Annotated in this window: 16 protein-coding genes; 11 read left to right on the top strand and 5 right to left on the bottom strand. The window is 74.7% G+C overall.

The window, feature by feature from the left end; all coding sequences use genetic code 11:
- The first annotated feature begins 340 nt into the window (after positions 1-340).
- Positions 341-1,030 (top strand): GntR family transcriptional regulator, encoded by a 690-nt coding sequence (locus B124_RS29040; RefSeq protein WP_496505956.1) that lies wholly within the window; start codon positions 341-343, stop codon positions 1,028-1,030.
- Between the two features lie 123 nt (positions 1,031-1,153).
- On the opposite strand, the gene B124_RS29035 is transcribed toward B124_RS29040, so the two are convergent.
- Positions 1,154-1,435 carry an HPr family phosphocarrier protein gene (locus B124_RS29035; RefSeq protein ID WP_496505952.1) on the bottom strand — a complete coding sequence of 94 codons (282 nt, stop codon included), beginning with the start codon at positions 1,433-1,435 and terminating at the stop codon, positions 1,154-1,156.
- 163 nt (positions 1,436-1,598) lie between these two features.
- Between B124_RS29035 and B124_RS29030 the strand changes: the two genes are divergently transcribed.
- The 3 genes from B124_RS29030 (at position 1,599) to B124_RS29020 (ending at position 6,529) form a co-directional block, all read left to right on the top strand.
- Positions 1,599-4,529 carry a bifunctional acetate--CoA ligase family protein/GNAT family N-acetyltransferase gene (locus tag B124_RS29030; RefSeq protein WP_496505951.1) on the top strand — a complete coding sequence of 977 codons (2,931 nt, stop codon included), beginning with the start codon at positions 1,599-1,601 and terminating at the stop codon, positions 4,527-4,529.
- A 195-nt stretch (positions 4,530-4,724) separates the two neighbouring features.
- Positions 4,725-5,315 carry a DUF5998 family protein gene (locus tag B124_RS29025; RefSeq protein WP_496505950.1) on the top strand — a complete coding sequence of 197 codons (591 nt, stop codon included), beginning with the start codon at positions 4,725-4,727 and terminating at the stop codon, positions 5,313-5,315.
- The gene (locus B124_RS29020; RefSeq protein WP_496505949.1) at positions 5,315-6,529 is read left to right on the top strand and encodes an alkaline phosphatase family protein; all 1,215 of its coding nucleotides are present in this window, start codon (positions 5,315-5,317) and stop codon (positions 6,527-6,529) included. The genes B124_RS29025 and B124_RS29020 overlap by 1 nt, the downstream gene beginning before the upstream one ends.
- Positions 6,530-6,673: 144 nt before the next feature.
- Here B124_RS29020 and B124_RS29015 read toward each other — a convergent pair whose 3' ends face one another.
- Positions 6,674-7,390 (bottom strand): VOC family protein, encoded by a 717-nt coding sequence (locus B124_RS29015; RefSeq protein WP_496505948.1) that lies wholly within the window; start codon positions 7,388-7,390, stop codon positions 6,674-6,676.
- 276 nt (positions 7,391-7,666) lie between these two features.
- Between B124_RS29015 and B124_RS29010 the strand changes: the two genes are divergently transcribed.
- Positions 7,667-8,494 (top strand): sulfurtransferase, encoded by an 828-nt coding sequence (locus B124_RS29010; protein WP_496505947.1) that lies wholly within the window; start codon positions 7,667-7,669, stop codon positions 8,492-8,494.
- Positions 8,495-8,627: 133 nt separating this feature from the next.
- Here B124_RS29010 and sepH read toward each other — a convergent pair whose 3' ends face one another.
- Positions 8,628-9,695 carry a septation protein SepH gene (gene sepH, locus B124_RS29005; RefSeq protein WP_496505946.1) on the bottom strand — a complete coding sequence of 356 codons (1,068 nt, stop codon included), beginning with the start codon at positions 9,693-9,695 and terminating at the stop codon, positions 8,628-8,630.
- Positions 9,696-10,105: 410 nt separating this feature from the next.
- Here sepH and B124_RS29000 point away from each other — a divergent pair, with 410 nt between their 5' ends.
- Positions 10,106-11,173, top strand: a complete 1,068-nt coding sequence (locus B124_RS29000; RefSeq protein WP_496505945.1) for a hypothetical protein — start codon at positions 10,106-10,108, stop codon at positions 11,171-11,173.
- A 37-nt stretch (positions 11,174-11,210) separates the two neighbouring features.
- Here the strand turns inward: B124_RS29000 and B124_RS28995 are convergent, their stop codons facing one another.
- Positions 11,211-12,542, bottom strand: a complete 1,332-nt coding sequence (locus B124_RS28995) for a D-arabinono-1,4-lactone oxidase (protein WP_496505944.1) — start codon at positions 12,540-12,542, stop codon at positions 11,211-11,213.
- Positions 12,543-12,694: 152 nt separating this feature from the next.
- Between B124_RS28995 and B124_RS28990 the strand changes: the two genes are divergently transcribed.
- Entirely contained in the window at positions 12,695-13,810 is a 1,116-nt protein-coding gene (locus B124_RS28990) for a ferrochelatase (protein WP_496505943.1), read from the top strand.
- An 87-nt stretch (positions 13,811-13,897) separates the two neighbouring features.
- On the top strand, positions 13,898-14,722 hold the full coding sequence (locus B124_RS28985) for an inositol monophosphatase family protein (protein ID WP_496505942.1): 825 nt from the start codon (positions 13,898-13,900) through the stop codon (positions 14,720-14,722).
- Between the two features lie 148 nt (positions 14,723-14,870).
- Here the strand turns inward: B124_RS28985 and B124_RS28980 are convergent, their stop codons facing one another.
- Positions 14,871-15,047, bottom strand: a complete 177-nt coding sequence (locus B124_RS28980; protein ID WP_347581794.1) for a hypothetical protein — start codon at positions 15,045-15,047, stop codon at positions 14,871-14,873.
- A 333-nt stretch (positions 15,048-15,380) separates the two neighbouring features.
- Between B124_RS28980 and B124_RS28975 the strand changes: the two genes are divergently transcribed.
- From B124_RS28975 to B124_RS28965, 3 genes are all read left to right on the top strand, one after another.
- The gene (locus B124_RS28975) at positions 15,381-16,034 is read left to right on the top strand and encodes a response regulator transcription factor (RefSeq protein ID WP_101421051.1); all 654 of its coding nucleotides are present in this window, start codon (positions 15,381-15,383) and stop codon (positions 16,032-16,034) included.
- Between the two features lie 39 nt (positions 16,035-16,073).
- A complete protein-coding gene (locus B124_RS28970) occupies positions 16,074-17,345 on the top strand; it encodes a sensor histidine kinase (protein WP_496505941.1) in 1,272 nt (423 codons plus the stop codon).
- Positions 17,346-17,661: 316 nt separating this feature from the next.
- The gene (locus tag B124_RS28965; protein WP_018838171.1) at positions 17,662-17,961 is read left to right on the top strand and encodes a DUF4193 domain-containing protein; all 300 of its coding nucleotides are present in this window, start codon (positions 17,662-17,664) and stop codon (positions 17,959-17,961) included.
- The last annotated feature ends 8 nt before the right edge of the window (positions 17,962-17,969 follow it).

Raw genomic sequence — 17,969 nt, 5'->3', positions numbered from 1 at the left:
GCGCGCAGCCGGTCATACTCCGCCCGCCCCGGATGCCCGCCCCTGCCCGACTTCCCACGGCCACGCACCCCGGCCTTCCGCGCCCACCCAGCCGCCGTGTGCCGATTCACCCCGACCGCCCGAGCAGCACCCGCGACACTGCCGTTCCCGCGCCCCAGCGCCTCGAAGAACCTCGCCCTCAGCTCCTCAAAACCCACGATCCCCGCAACTCCCTGAACTCCAGGGTGTTGCGGGGATCACTAGAACCCGCCTAACGCCGGGCTCTTTCGCGTTCCTGCCGTAATTCGCGGCGCGCTGCCATACTGTTCACCGGGCGGCGCTGAGGGGCGTGGATGATGCGGTGTGCGCGGTGAACGGCGGTATTTCCCAGGCGGTGTGCACGGCGATCCGCGACGACATCGTCTCGGGATTCTTCGCGCCGGGCGACCGGCTCGCAGAAGAGCACCTCGCGCGCCGCTACGGCGTCTCCCGGGTGCCGGTCCGCGAGGCGCTGCGCGCGCTGGAGCCGGAGGGCTTCGTCACCACCAGGCGGCACGCCGGTGCCTGCGTCGCCGAGCCCACCGCGCAGGACGCCGCCGACGTGCTGGAGATACGCGCGCTGCTGGAGCCGCTGGGCGCCGCCCGCGCGGCCCAGCGGCGTACGGAGGCCCATCTGAAGGTGCTGCACGGCCTGGTGCGGCTCGGTACGGAGCGGGCGCGGCGCGGGCACGTCGCGGAGCTGCCGTCGCTGAGCACGTGGTTCCACGAGACGCTGGCGCAGGCCACCGGCAGCCGGAACCTCAGCGCCCTGCTGGTGCAGGTGCGCCGCAAGGTGTCCTGGCTGTACGGGCCCTCGCCGGCGGTGCGGTCGGTGGAGGCGTGGGACGAGCACAGCGCGATCGCCGACGCCGTGGCGCGCGGGGACGCGGAGCAGGCCCGGGGGCTCGCCGCGGCGCACGCGGCGCGCTCGGCGGGTGCGTACGAATTGCGCAGAACCGTGCGGGTGAGTTCCCGGAAACATGCCGTAAACACGGGAAGCGATCAGCCGTAACAATGGCGTGCCCCGCGGAATCGGGGGTACGGGAAATGCCGGCCCCGCGAAAATGCAAACGGCTCTCATCGGTCAATTCCGGCCGGCCGTCCTGCGGTGCGCGCATATGCGTGCGGACGTGCGTCAGACGGTTTCCGGCAGCTCGTCAAGACCCTCCCGGACCAGCTTCGCCAGCCGGTCAAGTGCGCTGTCCGAGGCCTCGTCGTCCGAGGCGAGGACGATCTCGTCGCCGCCCTTGGCGCCCAGGCCGAGGACGGCCAGCATGGAGGCGGCGTTGACGGGGTTGCCGTCGGCCTTCGCGATGGTCACCGGGACGCCGGCGGCGGTGGCCGCCCGCACGAAGATCGACGCGGGCCGTGCGTGCAGGCCCTCGGCCCAGCCGACGGTGACGCGGCGCTCAACCATGGTGTTGCCCTTTCTCGTGCAAAATGTCTAGACCATCCTCGCACGGGTGCCGAGCCGGCCGGACCGCGGTGCCCGGCACGGTGCCCGGCGCACCCCCCAGCCACCTCAGACTGCCCCGCGACCCCCGCTCCCGCCAGCGTGCGCGGCCCGTAACCTGGGCCCCATGGCCACCGAGTCGGCACCCGAGTACCCGACCCACTGGGAAGCCGACGTCGTGCTGCGCGACGGCGGCACCGCACAGGTCAGGCCCATCGTCCCGGACGACGCGGACCGGCTCGTCGCGTTCTTCGACCGGGTCTCGGAGGAGTCCAAGTACCTGCGCTTCTTCGCCCCGCGCCCCCACCTGTCCGACAAGGACGTGTACCGCTTCACCCACCACGACTACGTCGACCGAGTGGGCCTGGCCGCGGTCGTCGGCGACGCCTTCATCGCCACCGTGCGCTACGACCGCATCGAGCCCGCGCCCCTGGGGTCTCCCCAGGCCCCCCGGGGCCGAGGGGACGGGGGGCCGCAGGCCGAGGTGGCGTTCCTCGTCCAGGACGACCAGCAAGGCCGCGGCGTCGCCTCCGCGCTGCTGGAGCACATCGCCGCCTGCGCCCGCGAGCGCGGCGTGCGCCGCTTCACCGCCGACGTACTGCCGTCGAACAGCCGCATGATGAAGGTGTTCACGGACGCCGGCTACACCCAGAAGCGCAGCTTCGAGGACGGCGTCGTGCGGCTGGAGTTCGAGCTGGAGCCCACCGAGCGGTCGCTCGCCGTCATGCACGCCCGCGAGCAGCGCGCCGAGGCCCGCTCCGTCCAGCGGCTGCTCGCCCCGCGCTCCGTCGCCGTAATCGGCGTCGGCCGCCGCCCCGGCGGCGTCGGCCGCACCGTCCTCGCCAACCTCCTCGCCGCCGGCTTCACCGGCCGCCTCTACGCCGTGAACCACGCGTACCCCGCGGAGCAGGACCGGCTCCTGCCCGAGGACGTCCCCGCCCGCCGCTCCGTACGGGACATCGAGGAGCCCGTCGACCTCGCCGTCCTCGCCGTGCCCGCGGCCCGCGTCCCCGACGTCGTCGACGACTGCGGCGACCAGGGGGTGCAGGGGCTCGTCGTGCTCTCCTCCGGCTACGCCGAGGCGGGCGCCGCCGGCCGGGCCCGGCAGCGCGACCTCGTCCGGCAGGCCCGCGGCCACGGCATGCGCGTCATCGGCCCCAACGCCTTCGGCGTCCTCAACACCGCCCCGCCCGTACGCCTGAACGCCACCCTCGCCCCCGAGCCGGCGGGCAGCGGCCGGGTCGGGGTCTTCACCCAGTCCGGCGCCATCGGCATCGCGCTGCTGTCCGGGCTGCACCGGCGGCCGGGCGCGGCGCTCACCGGGGTGTCCACGTTCGTCTCCGCGGGCAACCGCGCCGACGTCTCCGGCAACGACCTGCTGCAGTACTGGCACGACGACGCCGCCACCGACGTCGTCCTCATGTACCTCGAATCCCTCGGCAACCCCCGGAAGTTCACCCGCCTCGCCCGCCGTACGGCCGCCGAGAAGCCGGTCGTGGTCGTCAAGGGCGCCCGGCACAGCGCCAGTACGCCGCCCGGCCACGCCGTGCCCGGCACGTCGGTGCCCGCCGAGACCGTCGGCGCGCTGCTGCGCCAGGCCGGCGTCGTCGCCGTCGACACCGTCACCGAACTCGTCGACACCGGGCTGCTGCTCGCCGCCCAGCCGCTGCCCGCCGGGCCGCGGGTCGCCATCGTCGGCAACTCCGACTCCCTCGGCCTCCTCGCCTACGACGCCTGCCGCGCCGCCGGGCTGCGTCCGCTGCCCCCGCGCGACCTGACCGCCGCCGCGGCGCCGGAGGACTTCCGGGCCGCCGTCGCCGCCGCGCTGGCCGACGACGGCTGCGACGCGGTGCTGGTGACGGCCATCCCATGGGGTCTCCCCGGGCCCCTGTGGCCCAGGGGACGGGTCGCCGACCCCGACGTGCCGGCGCTCGCGGCGGTGCCGGGACCCCAGGACGCGGGCGCGCTCGCGGACGCGCTGCGCGCGGCGGCGGCCGGTGCGACGAAGCCGGTGGCCGTCGTCCACCTGGAGATCGAGGGCCTGGCCGACGCCCTGGCGGCCCCGCCGGACGGCATCCCGACCTATCCGGCGGGGGAGCGGGCGGCCCGCGCCCTGGCGCAGGCGGTGCGGTACGCCCAGTGGCGCCGGCGCGCGGCGGACCCGGGCGTGGTGCCGGAGTACGACGACCTGGACCCGGCGGGGGCGTCCGCGGACATCGCGGAGCTGCTGGGCGCGGCTCCGGGCGCCGGCGACGGGGGTGAGGCCGGCGCGGCGGGCGGTGGATCCGCCGGTGCGGAGCCGGGCGGCGGGCGGGCCGGCGCGGGGGCCCGTACGGCCCCGCCCGCCCCCGTCCCGTACGCGGAGGGCGTGCCCCTCGACGTACCCGAGCAGGACGCCGCGCGCGTGCTCGGCCGGTACGGGATCACGGTGCTGCCCGCGCTGCCCGCCCCCAGCCCGGACGCCGCCGCTGCCGCCGCCGCCCGGCTCGGCTACCCCGTGGCGCTCAAGACCACCGCCGTCCACCTGCGCCACCGCCCCGACCTCGGCGGCGTACGCCTCGACCTCGCCGGCGAGGAGCAGTTGCGCCGCGCCCACGCCGAGCTGACCGGCAGCCTCGGCGCCGCCGCCGAGCTGCGGCCCGTGGTGCAGGCCATGGCCCCGCGCGGCGTCGACACCGTGGTACGCGCCACCGTCGACCCCGGCGTCGGCGCGGTGCTCTCCTTCGGGCTTGCCGGCGCCCCCTCCGAGCTGCTCGGTGACCTCGCACACCGGCTCGTGCCCGCCACCGACCGCGACGCGTCCGAGCTGATCCGCGCCATCCGCGGCGCCCCGCTGCTCTTCGGCTGGCGCGGCGCCCAGCCGGTGGACACCGCGGCGCTGGAGGAGCTGCTGCTGCGACTGTCGATCTTCGTCGAGGAGCACCCCGAGGTGGTCTCCGCCGAGCTGTCCCCGGTCGTGGTGGCCCCGCAGGGCGTCAGCGTGCTGTCCGCCGCCCTGCGGCTGGCCCCGCCGCCGCCCCGCATCGACCTCGGCGCCCGCCGCCTGCCCCGCTACTGACCCGCGGCCCCGGCCGGCGACCGACCCGGCGCGGACCGTACCGGCCCCGACCGGCCCCGACCGGCCCCGACCGGATCAGATGCCGCCCGCGCCCCCGGCCGGGACCGGGCCGCGCGCCAACCCGCGTGCCCCGTCCGCCCCCCGGGCCCCGCGACGGCGGACCGGGGCGGGCCCCGCGGGCCGTAGGATGGGCGCATGGCTAAGACCGGGACCGCGACCAAGGGGCTGCGCGCGGCGATCGAGCGCAGCGGCTACTACCCCGCCCTCGTGGCGGAGGCGGTGGAGGCCGCCGTCGGCGGGGAGCCCGTGTCCGCGTACCTGGTCCACCAGGAGACGACGTTCGACGCCAACGAGGTCCGGCGCCACGTCACCGTGCTCGTGCTCACCGACAGCCGCTTCATCGTCAGCCACACCGACGAGCAGGCCGCGGACACCACCTCCCCGACGCCGTACGCCACCACCTCCACCGAGTCCGTCAAGCTCGCCCGGATCTCCTCTGTCGTCCTCAGCCGCGTCGTCGGCAACCCCGAGGCGTACACCGCCGGCACCCTGCCCCGCGAGGTCGTGCTGACCGTCGGCTGGGGCGCCGTCAGCCGGCTCGACATGGAGCCCGCCACCTGCGGCGACCCCAACTGCGACGCCGACCACGGCTACACCGGCTCGACCACCGCAGACGACCTGAGCCTGCGCGTCAGCGAGGCCGGCGACGGCCCCGAGACCGTACGGCAGGCCCTCGACTTCGCCCAGGCGCTCTCCGAGGCCACCGCCGCCGGCCCCGAAGCCTGATGGCGGCCACGGGGGGGACACCGGGCCACGGGGGACGGGACGGCGCGCCCGCGGACGCCGGGGACTGGCCGGAGCCGCTCGACCCCGCCGCCGCCCCCGCCCCCCGCTACGGCACCGGCTCACTGGCCGACCTGCTGCCCAGCGCCGCCGCCGGCCTCGGCGTCCCCGGCTTCGTACCGGCCCTCGCCGGGGTCGAACCGGCCGACCGCGTCTGCGTGTTCCTGATCGACGGCCTCGGCTGGGAGCAGTTGCTCGCCCACCCCGAGGACGCCCCGTTCCTGCACGGGCTGGCCACCGGCGAGCCGCTGACCGCCGGCTTCCCCGCCACCACCGCCACCTCGCTCGCCTCCGTCGGCACCGGCCTGCCGCCGGGCGCCCACGGCCTGCCGGGCTACACGGTGCGCGACCCCGCCACCGGCGAGCTGATGAACCAACTGCGCTGGCACCCCTGGACGGCGCCGCGCGAGTGGCAGCCGTACCCCACGGTCTTCCAGCTCGCCCACGACGCCGGCGTGCACACCGCGCAGGTCTCCTCGCCCGCCTTCGAGACCACCCCGCTGACGACGATCGCGCTCAGCGGCGGCGCCTTCCACGGCCGGCTGTCGGGGGAGGAGCGCATGGACGTCGCCGCGGAGCAACTCGCCGCCGCGGACCGCACGCTCGTCTACACCTACTACAGCGAGGTCGACGGCAACGGCCACCGCCACGGCGTCGACTCCGACGCCTGGCGCGGCCAACTCGGCTACGCCGACCGCCTCGCCCGCCGCCTCGCTGAGCAACTCCCGCCGCGCGCCGCGCTCTACATCACCGCCGACCACGGCATGGTCGACATCCCCTTCACCCCCGACGCCCGCTACGACGTCGACGAGGACTGGGAGCTGCGCGCCGGCGTCCGGCTCCTCGGCGGCGAGGGCCGCGCCCGGCACCTGTACGCCGCCCCCGGCGCCGCCGCCGACGTGCTCGCCGTCTGGCGCGAGGTGCTGGGCGAGCGGGCCTGGGTGGCGAGCCGCGACGAGGCGGTCGCGCTGGGGTGGTTCGGGCCGAAGGTCGACGAGCGGGTACGGGACCGGCTCGGGGACGTCATCGTCGCCGCGGCCGACGACATCGCGATCGTCGCCACCCGCACGGAGCCCAACGAGTCCGCGCTCACCGGCATGCACGGTTCGCTGACCCCGGCGGAGCAACTGGTCCCGCTGCTCTCCGTACGCTCCTGAGCCGCGGCCGTCCCGCACGTCGCCGACTGCTTTTCTCCCGGTGAAGTCCGGTGCGATCCCCGCACTCCCGCCGCGCTCTCCGCGCCCCCGCCGGGCAGGCAGCAAGGCGCTCAGGCGGCACCCGCGAACCCCGCCGGAGGGCGGTCAGTGCGCCGAGCGCACCAGCGTGAACCGCGCGCCCTCGACGTCCGCGACCTCCGCCGTCCGCCCCGCGGCCGTCTCCCGCGGCTCGCGCACCTGCCGCCCGCCCAGCTCCACCGCCCGGGCCACGGCGGCGTCCACGTCGGCGACTTCGAAGGACGTCGTCCAGCGCGGCCCCGTCTCGCGCAGCGTCTCCTCGTCCGCGGCGTGCACCGCCGCCACGGGCCTGCCCTGGACGTACAGCGTCGCGGTGTCGCCCTCCGAACGCACGTCGTAGCCGAAGACCAGCTCGTAGAACTTCGTGACCAGCGCCGGATCCGGCACCAGCAGGTCGTTCCAGACGGGCGTGCCCGCCCGCGCCCGCCGCTCCACCCCGGCGGGCTGCCGCGGCTGCCACAGCCCGAACACCGCCCCCGCCGGGTCCGAACAGATCGCCTTCCGGCCGGCCGCGTCGGCGTCCAGCGGCCCCACCCCCACCGTCCCGCCGCAGCAGCGCACCTGTTCGGCGTCGGCGTCGGCGTCGTCCGTTGCCAGGTACGGCGTCCAGGCCACCGGCAGCCTGCGCTCCGGCGCCAGCGCGCCGATCCCCGCGACCTGGCCGCCGTCGAGGCGGGCCAGCCGGTACGCGCCCAGCGCGTGCGGGCCCTCTTCGAAGACCCAGCCGAACAGGCCCCGGTAGAACTCCTCGGTCGTGTCCAGCTCGTGCACCATCAGGCTCACCCAGCACGGTGTGCCCGGCGCGCTGAGAATCGCTCCCTCGGACATGGCAGCCCTCTCTGACCATCGGAAGGTGGCGGTGGGTGACGTTCCGGTGACGCCTCTGCAGATATTTCCATCCCCCGTGCCGCAGTGCGCCCCCTCTGCGCCGATCGATCTGAAGAATTGTCAGCCTCGTACCGAGGAGTTCGCTTTTCGGGCAGGGTGGGCGGGGGCGGGAGGCGCGGCGCGACGCTGCGCCGGGACGGCCGCCATGGATGCTGCGCCAAGATGGCATCCATGGAAGCCATCATCTCCGGAACCGATCTCGCGGGCGACCTGGCGGGCCCGCGACCGCCGCTCGTGCTCGACGTGCGCTACACGCTCGGCGGCCCACCCGGCCGTCCCGAGTACGACGCAGGGCACATCCCCGGCGCCGCCTACGTCGACCTGGACACCGAGCTGGCCGCCCCGCCCGGTCCCCGGGGCCGCCATCCGCTGCCCGACCCCGGCGTGTTCGGCGCCGCGATGCGCCGCGCGGGCGTCACCGGCGACCGGCCCGTGGTCGTGTACGACGCCGGCCAGGGCTGGTCGGCCGCGCGCTGCTGGTGGCTGCTGCGCTACACCGGCCACCCCGACGTCCGCGTCCTCGACGGCGGACTGGCGGCCTGGCCCGGCGAGTTGTCCCGCACGCCGTACGCGGGCGGCGAGGGCGACTTCACGCCGGAGCCGGGTGCGCTGCCCGTGCTCACCGCTGCGGAGGCTGCCGCGCTCGCCCGCCGCGGCGTGCTGCTCGACGCCCGCGCGGCGGAGCGGTACCGCGGCGAGACGGAGCCCATCGACCCCGTCGCGGGCCACATTCCCGGCGCCCTCTCGGCGCCGACGACGGAGAACCTCACCGCCGAGGGGACCTTCCTGCCCGCGGCCGTTCTTGCAGCGCGCTTCCGCGCACTCGGGGCCGTGCCGGGCACGGAGGTCGGGGTGTACTGCGGCTCGGGCGTGTCCGCGGCCCAGGAGGTGCTGGCCCTCGAGATCGCGGGCATCCCCGCGGCGCTGTACCCGGGTTCGTGGTCGGAGTGGGTGGCGGATCCGGCGCGTGCGGTGGCGACGGGCGCGGAGCCCGGCTGACGGCGCGGCGGAAGACGGGAGCGCAGTCCGCGTACCGGCGCTCAGCTGGGCGGGGTGCCCCNGCCGGGCACGGGGGCAGACGGGGGCGCGGTGCGTACGGACGACTCCGTACGCACCGCGCCCGACCGTTCGGTCACTCCTTCTTCTTGCGCCTGCTGCCGAAGACGATCTCGTCCCAGCTCGGCACCGCCGCCCGCCGGCCGGGCCGCACGCCGTCGGCCTCCGCCTGCCGGTCGGTCTGCCCGGTCAGCCGCTCCCGGTGCGCCGAGACGCTCCGCGGCATCAGCACGTCCGCGTACGCGGAACCCGCGCTCGCCGCCGGCGCCGCCGGCTCCTCCTCCACCGCGGGCGGCTCGGGCTCCTCCTCCGGCGGACCCGGCACCGGGCCGTGGACCGGCCCCGGCTTGACCGCGGCACCGGACGGCCCGTCGGACGCGGACGCCGCCGCGGACTGGTCCGGCACCACCAGGTCGCCCCGGAAGCTCGGCACCGCCTCCAGCAGGCTGGTCAGGGAGTCCCCGCGGTCCTCGCCGGAGGAGTCCCGGTCCCCGCGCCCGTCGGACGGCCGCTCCGGACTCCGCGGCAGCCGCGCGATCTTGGGCACGAACGGCAGGCTCGGCTCCGGCGAGGCGTCGGTCTCGCCGATCAGCGCGCGCGCCTCGTCGTCAACGGGCTGGACGAGCCGCCGCGGCGGGTCGTAAGTCCAGCCGGCGTTGTGCGGCTCACCCGCGACCCGGTAGACGAGCAGCACCTCCCAGGTGCCGTCGTCCCGGCGCCAGGAGTCCCACCGCGCGGAGTCCTTCTCCGCGCCGCGCATCATCAGCCGCTCGGCGACCGCCTCGCCCAGCGGGGGGCCGGTGCTCTCGCCGGGGCGCCGCAGCGGCGTCTTGCGGGCCCGCTCGGCCATGAACGCACGCTCGGCCAGCACCGGACCCTCGAAGCGCCGTACGCGGTCGACGGGGATCCCGGCGAGCGCGGCGACCTCCTCCGCCGACGCTCCGGCTCGTATCCGGGCCTGGATGTCGCGAGGGCGCAGGTGGTTCTCGACCTCGATCTCGATCTGGCCGAGCCGCGCACGGTCGTTGCGCACCGCGGCGCGCAGACGCTCGTCAATCGGAAGGGTGTACTCCGTACTGTCCGCAGCCTTCAGCACCAGCCGTGTGCCGTCGTTACTGACCGCCACGACACGCAGTTCGGGCATGGGAACCTCCCGGTGGTGCCTGCCGACGTTCGGTGCGTCGCTGCTCTTTCCGCTAGTCGAGTGTGGCCTGCCCGGGTGCAGCCTGCCACAACTTTGCTGAGTTGCCCGGCGTGTCGGGTCTTGGAACCCGAAGCGCCGTTATGACACGGTTACGCATTTGCAACGCAGCGGCCGTGATCGCCGCCGTCGGACGGACACCGGAGCACTGGCTCGCCCACAGTACTCCATTCGAGCCATGCGGGTGGACCGGCGCGCCACCGAACGTGGAACGCTGCACGGCAGTTGAGTCTGCCTGTTGCGCCCCGGTTCGATCAAGAGGTGCGTTGCCTCACAGAATCCCCGTAATCGGAACTAATCCATCCGTCCGTGCGCTCGTCCATGAGGGCGGGAGCCAACGGAGCGATCTTGGGATGGAGATGCGGAGCACGGACGGCAGGGCGGCGGACGACGAGGGCGAGGAGAGGCGCAAGGGGCGGATCGAGCTCAGCGGCGCCCAGGTCGCGGGCGGTGCGACGGCCACGATGGTCGCCGCGTTCCTCGCGTCCAGCATGGGCGTGTACGGCACGATCATCGGCGCCGGCGTCGTCAGCGTGGGCGCCACGGCCGGCGGCGCGCTCTTCCAGCACGTCTTCCGGCGCACCGGCCAGCAGTTGAAGGACGCGGCGAACGCTGCGCCGAAGGCGCTGCACAACGCTGCGCCGAAGGCGCTGCACAACGCATGGCCGAAGGCGCTGCACGAGCAGACGACGCCGCTGCCCGCGCCCGTACGCAACGGGGCCGACGATGAGACGCGGCTGCTCAGGACCGTGGCGCCGGCCGGGGACGGGACGCACCTCCCGGCGGCCGGGCCCGCCGCGGCGGACGACGCGACCCGGCTCCTGCCCGCCGCCCGCCCGGAGACCCGCGGCTTCGGCGCCGCCAGCACCTACGGCACCCGCACCCGCGCCCGCGGCTGGCGGCGCCTCGCCCTGGTCGCCGCCGGGACGTTCGTCGCCGTGATGGCCGGGGTCTTCGGCATCGAGAAGCTGACCGGCGGCCCGCTCTCCAACGCCTGGGGCGACGACCGCACCGGCACGTCCTTCAGCCCCGGCGAACGGAAGTCCGACTCCCCGCCGGCGCGCGACGACCCCGGCCGCACCGCCGACGGCACCCCGGAGTCCGGCTCCGGGGGAACGGACGGGACGGACGAGTCCGGCGAGACGGGCGGCACCCCCGGCACCGGCTCCGGTGAGCCCGGCGACGGCTCCGGCGCCCCGGACGACGGCACCGGCCAGGACAGCGACCCCGGCGGCACGTCCACCCGGCAGCCCGGCGGCGGCGAGAGCCCGGCCCCCGGCGCCTCGGGCGGCGGCACGACGCCGGCCCCCACTCCCACCCCGACGCAGCCGGGCACCGGCGAGGACGGCCAGGACCCGCCCGGCACGGGGGAGACGGCGGCCCCGCAGCAGGACGGGGCGACGGCGGAGACGACGGGGTAGCGCGCCCGGGGGCGGCTCCGGGGGCGTGCGGGGGCCGTCAGTCCCCCAGCACCCGCCGCAGGTAGTCGTTCCCGAACACGCGGCCGGGGTCCAGCCGGTCCCGTACCGCCGTGAACTCCCCGAACCGCGGGTAGACCTCCGCCAGGTACTCCGCGTCCCGGCTGTGCAGCTTCCCCCAGTGCGGCCGGCCGCCGTGCGCCGTCATGATCTGCTCCACCGCCGTGAAGTACGCGTGGTGCGGCGTCCCGCGGTACAGGTGCACCGCGATGTACGCCGTGTCCCGCCCCGACGCCGTCGACAGCGGGATGTCGTCCGCGGGCGCGACCCGTACCTCCACCGGGAAGCTGATCCGCAGCCCCGACCGGTCGATCATCGCCTTCAGCTCCCGGATCGCGGGCACGGCCGCCTCCCGCGGCAGCGCGTACTCCATCTCCACGAACCGCACCCTGCGCGGGCTGGTGAAGACCTTGTACGGGATGTCCGTGTACGTCCGCGCCGACAGCGCGCGGCTGGAGATCGCCGCGATGCCCGGGATCGCCGCGGGCACCGCCCGCCCCACCGCGCAGGCGGCCTGGAACACGCCGTTGGAGAGCAGCTCGTCGTCGATCCACCCGCCGATCCGGCCCAGCGGCGCGGCCGGGCCCGTGCTGCGGTTGTTGCGCTTGGTGTTGCAGCGGCCGGTGTGCGGGAACCAGTAGAACTCGAAGTGCTCGTTGCCCTCGGCCAGTTCGCCGAAGTCCGCGAGGACGTCGGTGAGGGCCATCGGCTCCTCCCGCGCGGTGAGCAGGAAGACCGGCTCCACCGCGAACGTCACCGACGTGACGACGCCCAGCGCGCCGATGCCGAGCCGGGCGGCGGCGAAGACCGCCGCGTCCTCGCCGGTGTCCGCCGCCGTGTACGTACGCGCCCGGCCGTCGGCCGTCACCAGCTCCAGCGCGGTGATCTGGGCGGCCAGCGAGGCGGAGGAGCGGCCGGTGCCGTGGGTGCCGGTGGCGGTGGCCCCGGCGACGGTCTGCGCCATGATGTCGCCCATGTTGGCCAGCGACAGGCCGGCGGCGGCGAGGGCGCGGTTGAGCTGGTGCAGCGGGGTGCCCGCGGCGGCGGTGACGGTGCCGGCCTCGCGGTCGATCTCGTGGATGCCGACCAGCCGGTCCGGGCGGATCATGAGCCCGCCGGTGGCCGCGGCGGCGGTGAAGGAGTGGCCCGTACCGACGGCCTTGACCTTCAGGCCCTCCTCGGCGGCGGCGCGCACGGCGTCGGTGACCTCGGCCGTGGTGGCGGGGCTGACGGTGCGCGCGGGGCGCACGGCGACGGTGCCCGCCCAGTTGCGCCAGGCGCCCGCGGCCCTCCTGTTGCTCACCTGATGCATCTGCCGCCCATCCGCTGACCGGGCCGGTCGTACGGCCCCTCGTCGCCCGCTCTCCGCCCCCCGGCTGGACAGGGATGATACTCGCGCGTACGGCGGGGCCCGACGCCGGTGCCCGACTCGGGCCGGGGGCCGCACATGGCAGGATCGAAGACATGCCAGACGTACCGTCCCCGCAGCCGTACGACGCCCTTCTGCTCCTGTCCTTCGGCGGCCCCGAGGGCCCGGACGATGTCGTTCCGTTCCTGGCGAACGTCACCCGGGGCCGCGGCATCCCGCGCGAGCGGCTGGAGGAGGTGGGCAAGCACTACTACCTCTTCGGCGGCGTGAGCCCCATCAACGCCCAGAACCGCACCCTGCTGCAGGCGCTGCGCAAGGACTTCGCGGACGCCGGCCTCGACCTCCCGGTCTACTGGGGGAACCGGAACTGGGTCCCGTACGTGACCGACACCCTGCGGGAGATGACGCAGGCCGGGCACCGGCGGGTGCTGGCGCTGGTCACCAGCGCGTACGCCTCGTACTCCGGCTGCCGGCAGTACCGCGAGAACCTGGCCGAGTCGCTGGCCGCGCTCGCCGCGGAGGGCCTGCAGCCGCCGCGCGTCGACAAGCTGCGGCACTACTTCAACGCCCCCGGCTTCGTCGACGGCGTGATCGCGGGCGTCCTGGCCGCCCTGGAGCACCTGCCCGCGGACGTACGCGACGGCGCCCACCTGGCGTTCAGTACCCACTCCCTGCCCACCTCCGCGGCCGGCACCTCGGGTCCCCCCGAGGGCCACGGCGACGGCGGCGCGTACGTGGCGCAGCACCTGGACGCCGCCCGGCTGGTCGCGGACGCCGTCCAGGCGTCCACGGGCGTGGACCGGCCCTGGCGGCTCGTCTACCAGTCCCGCAGCGGCGCGCCGCACATCCCGTGGCTGGAGCCGGACATCTGCGACCACCTGGAGGAGCTGCACGCCGCCGGCGCGCCCGCGGTGGTGATGGTGCCGATCGGCTTCGTCTCGGATCACATGGAGGTCGTCTACGACCTCGACACCGAGGCGATGGCGAAGGCGGCGGAGCTGGGGCTGCCCGCGGTGCGCTCGGCGACCGTCGGGGCGGGGCCGGGGTTCGTCGCGACGCTGCGCGAGCTGATCCTGGAGCGGGCCGCGACCGAGCGCGGGGAGCCGGTCGAGCGGGTCGCGCTGGGCCGGCTCGGGCCGGGCCACGACGTCTGCCCGGCGGGCTGCTGCCCGGCCCGTACGCCCCGGCCCGCGATCGCGGGCGCCGACTGAACCGCCGACCGAGCGCCGACCGACCGCCGGCTGACCTCCGCCTGACCGCCGCCCGGGGGTCCGCCCCCGACCGAGGAGCTGACCACCGTGACCGACGAACCCCGCCCCGAGCCCGCCGCCGCGCCGCACGACGAGCTGCTGGCGCTGGCGCTGCAGGCCGCGCGCCTGGCGGGTGAGCTGCTGCGCGACCGCCGGCCCGCCGACCTCGGCGTGGCGGCGACGAAGTCCAGCGCCATCGACGTCGTCACCGAGATGGACTTCGCCGCCGAAAAGCTGATCACCGGCTTCCTCGCCGAGCGCCGGCCCGCCGACGGGATCCTGGGCGAGGAGGGCGCGAGCAGGCCCGGCACCAGCGGCGTGCGCTGGGTCGTGGACCCGGTAGACGGCACCGTGAACTACCTCTACGGGCGTCCCGAGTGGGCCGTCAGCATCGCCGCCGAGTGCGCGGGCGAGGCCGTCGTCGGCGTCGTGGCGGCGCCGATGCGCGGCGAGACGTACCACGCCGTACGCGGCGGCGGCGCCTTCGTCAACGGCGCACCGGCGCACTGCCGGCCCACCCCGCCGATGGACCAGGCGCTGATCTCCACCGGCTTCAACTACGTCCACACGGTCCGCGCGCACCAGGCCGAGGTGGCCCGGCAGCTCATACCGCGGGTACGCGACATCCGCCGCGGCGGCTCGGCGGCGATCGACCTGTGCGACGTGGCCTGCGGCCGGCTCGACGGCTACTACGAGCGCGGCCTGCATCCCTGGGACCTGGCCGCCGGCGACCTCATCGCCCGCGAGAGCGGCGCGCTGACCGGCTCCCGGCCGGGCGGGCGGCCCGACGGGGACCTGACCGTCGCCGCGGTGCCGGGGCTCTTCGAGCCGCTGCAGCGGCTGCTGGACGAGCTGGGCGCCTGGCACGACTGACGGGCTCCGCCCCGGCCCGCACCGCCGCCACCTCCCCGCCCGTACCCCGCAACCCCCGCGCCACCGCCACGACGCCTCCCGGACACCTCCGGACAGAACGGCGCCCCGGCACCCTCGCGGGGCCGGGGCGGTGTGGTCGTCGGGCGGGTCAGACTCCGGAGCCGGCGCCGACCTCGACGCCGTGGTCGGCGGCGAGCCGGCGCAGGTCGTCCAGCTCCTCCTGCTCGACCTCGACACCGAAGTCGTCGCCTTCCTCGCGGGCGCGGTCCAGCTCGTTCTCGGCCTTCTTGATGCGCTGCAGAATGCCAGCGGTGAAAGCGTCCATTGTGTGCGCCCCCTCGTCGTCGGGTCGAGGCACTCAGGGATGTGCCGACGGTTCAGATCACGGAGACCGTCCTTCCGGCTACAGCCTGTGTGCCATGCCGGGAATGGAGGCTGGGAAACGTGATCGGCGGGTGTGGAATCGTCCTCCCCGCAGTACCCGGGGTGGAAACATCGGATCCGCAGATTCTTTGGGTGCTCGGCTGCTTACCACCGGTTTACGCCCATTGCAGGCAGGATGGAGCTGTTCTGCAGCACTGATCCGCAGCACTGATCCACAGCGCTGATCCACAGCACCGATCCGTGCCCCCCACGCTCTACGAGAGAGGACCCCGCCGTGCGCGTACTCGTCGTCGAGGACGAGCAACTGCTCGCCGACGCGGTGGCCACCGGGCTGCGCCGGGAGGCGATGGCCGTGGACGTCGTCTACGATGGCGCGGCGGCCATCGACCGCATCGAGCTCAACGACTACGACGTCGTGGTGCTCGACCGCGACCTGCCGCTGGTCCACGGCGACGACGTGTGCAGCAAGGTCGTCGAGCTGGGCCTGCCCACCCGCGTGCTGATGCTGACCGCGGCGGGCGACGTCCGCGACCGCGTCGAGGGGCTGGAGCTGGGCGCCGACGACTACCTGCCCAAGCCGTTCGCCTTCAGCGAACTCACGGCGCGGGTGCGTGCCCTCGGCCGGCGCAGCACCCAGGCGCTGCCCCCGGTGCTGGAGCGCTCCGGCATCAAGCTGGACCCGGGCCGCCGGGAGGTGTACCGGGACGGGCGGCTGGTGCAGCTCGCGCCGAAGGAGTTCGCGGTGCTGGAGGTGCTGATGCGCGCCGAGGGCGGCGTGGTCTCCGCGGAGCAGTTGCTGGAGAAGGCGTGGGACGAGAACACCGACCCGTTCACCAACGTCGTACGCGTCACCGTCATGACGCTGCGCCGCAAGCTCGGCGAGCCCCCTGTGATCATCACGGTGCCCGGCTCGGGCTACCGCATCTGACGCCCCCCACGCACCCCCACGCACCCGACGGATGGCCCCATGGACGACAACAGACGCTCCGCGTCCGACGCGCTGCCCGCCGGTACCCCGCCCAAGCCCACCTGGGACCCCCGGGAGGCCGCGGCGCCGTACTGGCTGCGCCCGACGATCCGGATACGGCTCACGCTGATCTACGGCGGCATGTTCCTGATGGCCGGCATGGTGCTGCTGACCATCATCTATCTGCTGGCCGCCACGGCCCTGGACAGCTTCGCCACCCCGGTCAAGCTGCTGGAGTCCAGCGGCACGGTGCAGGTGGCCAGCAGCCCCTGCCCCGAGGTCTCGGACGCGGAGACGTACAGCCAGTTCAACGCGATCCTGGAGGCGTGCATCGAGCGGCGGCGCCAGCTCGCCCTGGATTCGCTGCTGCGCAAGTCGCTGCTCGCGCTGCTGGGGATGACGGTCCTGGCCTTCGCCTTCGGCTACGTCGTCGCCGGCCGGGTGCTCTCGCCGCTCGGCCGCATCACCCGCACCGCCCGCAGCGTGGCCGGCTCCGACCTGCACAAGCGCATCGAGCTGGACGGGCCGGACGACGAGCTGAAGGAGCTGGCCGACACCTTCGACGACATGCTCGACCGCCTGGACCGGGCGTTCAACTCCCAGCAGCGCTTCGTCGCCAACGCCTCGCACGAGCTGCGCACCCCGCTGGCGATCAACCGCACCCTGCTGGAGGTGCAGCTCTCCGACCCGGAGGCGTCGCCGGAGCTGCAGCAGCTCGGCAAGACCCTGCTGGCCACCAACGAGCGCAGTGAGCTGCTGGTGGAGGGCCTGCTGCTGCTCGCCCGCAGCGAGCACGAGATCGTCGACAGAAAGCCGGTCGACCTCGCCGAGGTGGCCTCCCAGGCGATGGAGCAGGTCCGCGGCGAGGCGCAGGCCAAGGGCGTCGAGCTGCGCGGGGTGCGCAAGCCCGCGTACGTCCAGGGCAACGGGGTGCTGCTGGAGCGGGTGGGGCTGAACCTGGTGCAGAACGCCGTGCGGTACAACGTCCCCGAGGGCGGCTGGGTCGAGGTGGCGACGGAGGCGCAGCCCGGCGTCGCCGTGCTGACGGTCGCCAACACCGGGCCGGTCGTCCCCGCGTACGAGGTGGACAACCTCTTCGAGCCGTTCCGGCGGCTGCGGAGCACGGAGCGTACGGGCAGCGACAAGGGGGTAGGACTGGGGCTGTCCATTGTGAGATCCGTCATTCGCGCGCACGGCGGGACGGTCACCGCACAGCCGCGCGAGGGCGGGGGCCTGGTGTTGCGCGTCGCCCTGCCCATGCAGACTGTGTGATGCGTCACATTCCGCCCCTCACGGCTGTGTAGGCTGCGTCATCGCCGTATTCCCGGAAAAGCCCGTAAGATCCGCGTTTCCGCAGGATACGGTCACGGGAAGTACACGGGGTGGCGTGCACGAGAAGGGCCCGGGACCGCGTATGGTCCCTTTCGCCATCCGGCCGCGATCACCCCTGCGGGGGGCGGCTGGGTGTCGATTGAGTAACAGACCTTGATGTGAGGCAAAATCTCCGCTTCGGGTCGGGCACAAGACCGGCCTCTCATGCGTTACGTGCGCTGGAGACTCACTGACCACCCGGAGGGGGAGAGCGAGAATGGCAACGGACTACGACACCCCACGCAAGACAGACGACGATGTCAACGAAGACAGCATCGAAGAGCTGAAGGCGCGGCGCAGCGACAAGTCGGCCGCCGCCGTCGACGTCGACGAGTTCGAGCAGAACGAAGGGCTGGAGCTGCCCGGTGCGGATCTCTCCAATGAGGAGCTGTCCGTGCGGGTGCTGCCCCGCCAGGAGGACGAGTTCACCTGCATGAGCTGCTTCCTGGTGCACCACCGCAGCCAGTTGGCCGCCGAGAAGAACGGCCAGCCGATCTGCCGCGACTGCGCGGCCTGAGGCCGGCC

The sequence above is a fragment of the Streptomyces sp. CNP082 genome (assembly GCF_059570535.1).
The sequence above is the reverse complement of the archived record's forward strand: the minus strand, read 5'-3'. Positions and strand labels throughout refer to the sequence as shown.

Bases quoted from the DNA above. Each gene is read 5' to 3' on its own strand.
- B124_RS29035 (WP_496505952.1), bottom strand. From the start codon at position 1,435: ATGGTTGAGCGCCGCGTCACCGTCGGCTGGGCCGAGGGCCTGCACGCA.
- B124_RS28980 (WP_347581794.1), bottom strand. From the start codon at position 15,047: ATGGACGCTTTCACCGCTGGCATTCTGCAGCGCATCAAGAAGGCCGAG.
- B124_RS28990 (WP_496505943.1), top strand. From the start codon at position 12,695: ATGCCAGACGTACCGTCCCCGCAGCCGTACGACGCCCTTCTGCTCCTG.
- sepH (WP_496505946.1), bottom strand. From the start codon at position 9,695: ATGCCCGAACTGCGTGTCGTGGCGGTCAGTAACGACGGCACACGGCTG.
- B124_RS29020 (WP_496505949.1), top strand. From the start codon at position 5,315: ATGGCGGCCACGGGGGGGACACCGGGCCACGGGGGACGGGACGGCGCG.
- B124_RS29025 (WP_496505950.1), top strand. From the start codon at position 4,725: ATGGCTAAGACCGGGACCGCGACCAAGGGGCTGCGCGCGGCGATCGAG.
- B124_RS28995 (WP_496505944.1), bottom strand. From the start codon at position 12,542: ATGCATCAGGTGAGCAACAGGAGGGCCGCGGGCGCCTGGCGCAACTGG.
- B124_RS28965 (WP_018838171.1), top strand. From the start codon at position 17,662: ATGGCAACGGACTACGACACCCCACGCAAGACAGACGACGATGTCAAC.
- B124_RS29010 (WP_496505947.1), top strand. From the start codon at position 7,667: ATGGAAGCCATCATCTCCGGAACCGATCTCGCGGGCGACCTGGCGGGC.
- B124_RS29030 (WP_496505951.1), top strand. From the start codon at position 1,599: ATGGCCACCGAGTCGGCACCCGAGTACCCGACCCACTGGGAAGCCGAC.
- B124_RS28970 (WP_496505941.1), top strand. From the start codon at position 16,074: ATGGACGACAACAGACGCTCCGCGTCCGACGCGCTGCCCGCCGGTACC.
- B124_RS29000 (WP_496505945.1), top strand. From the start codon at position 10,106: ATGGAGATGCGGAGCACGGACGGCAGGGCGGCGGACGACGAGGGCGAG.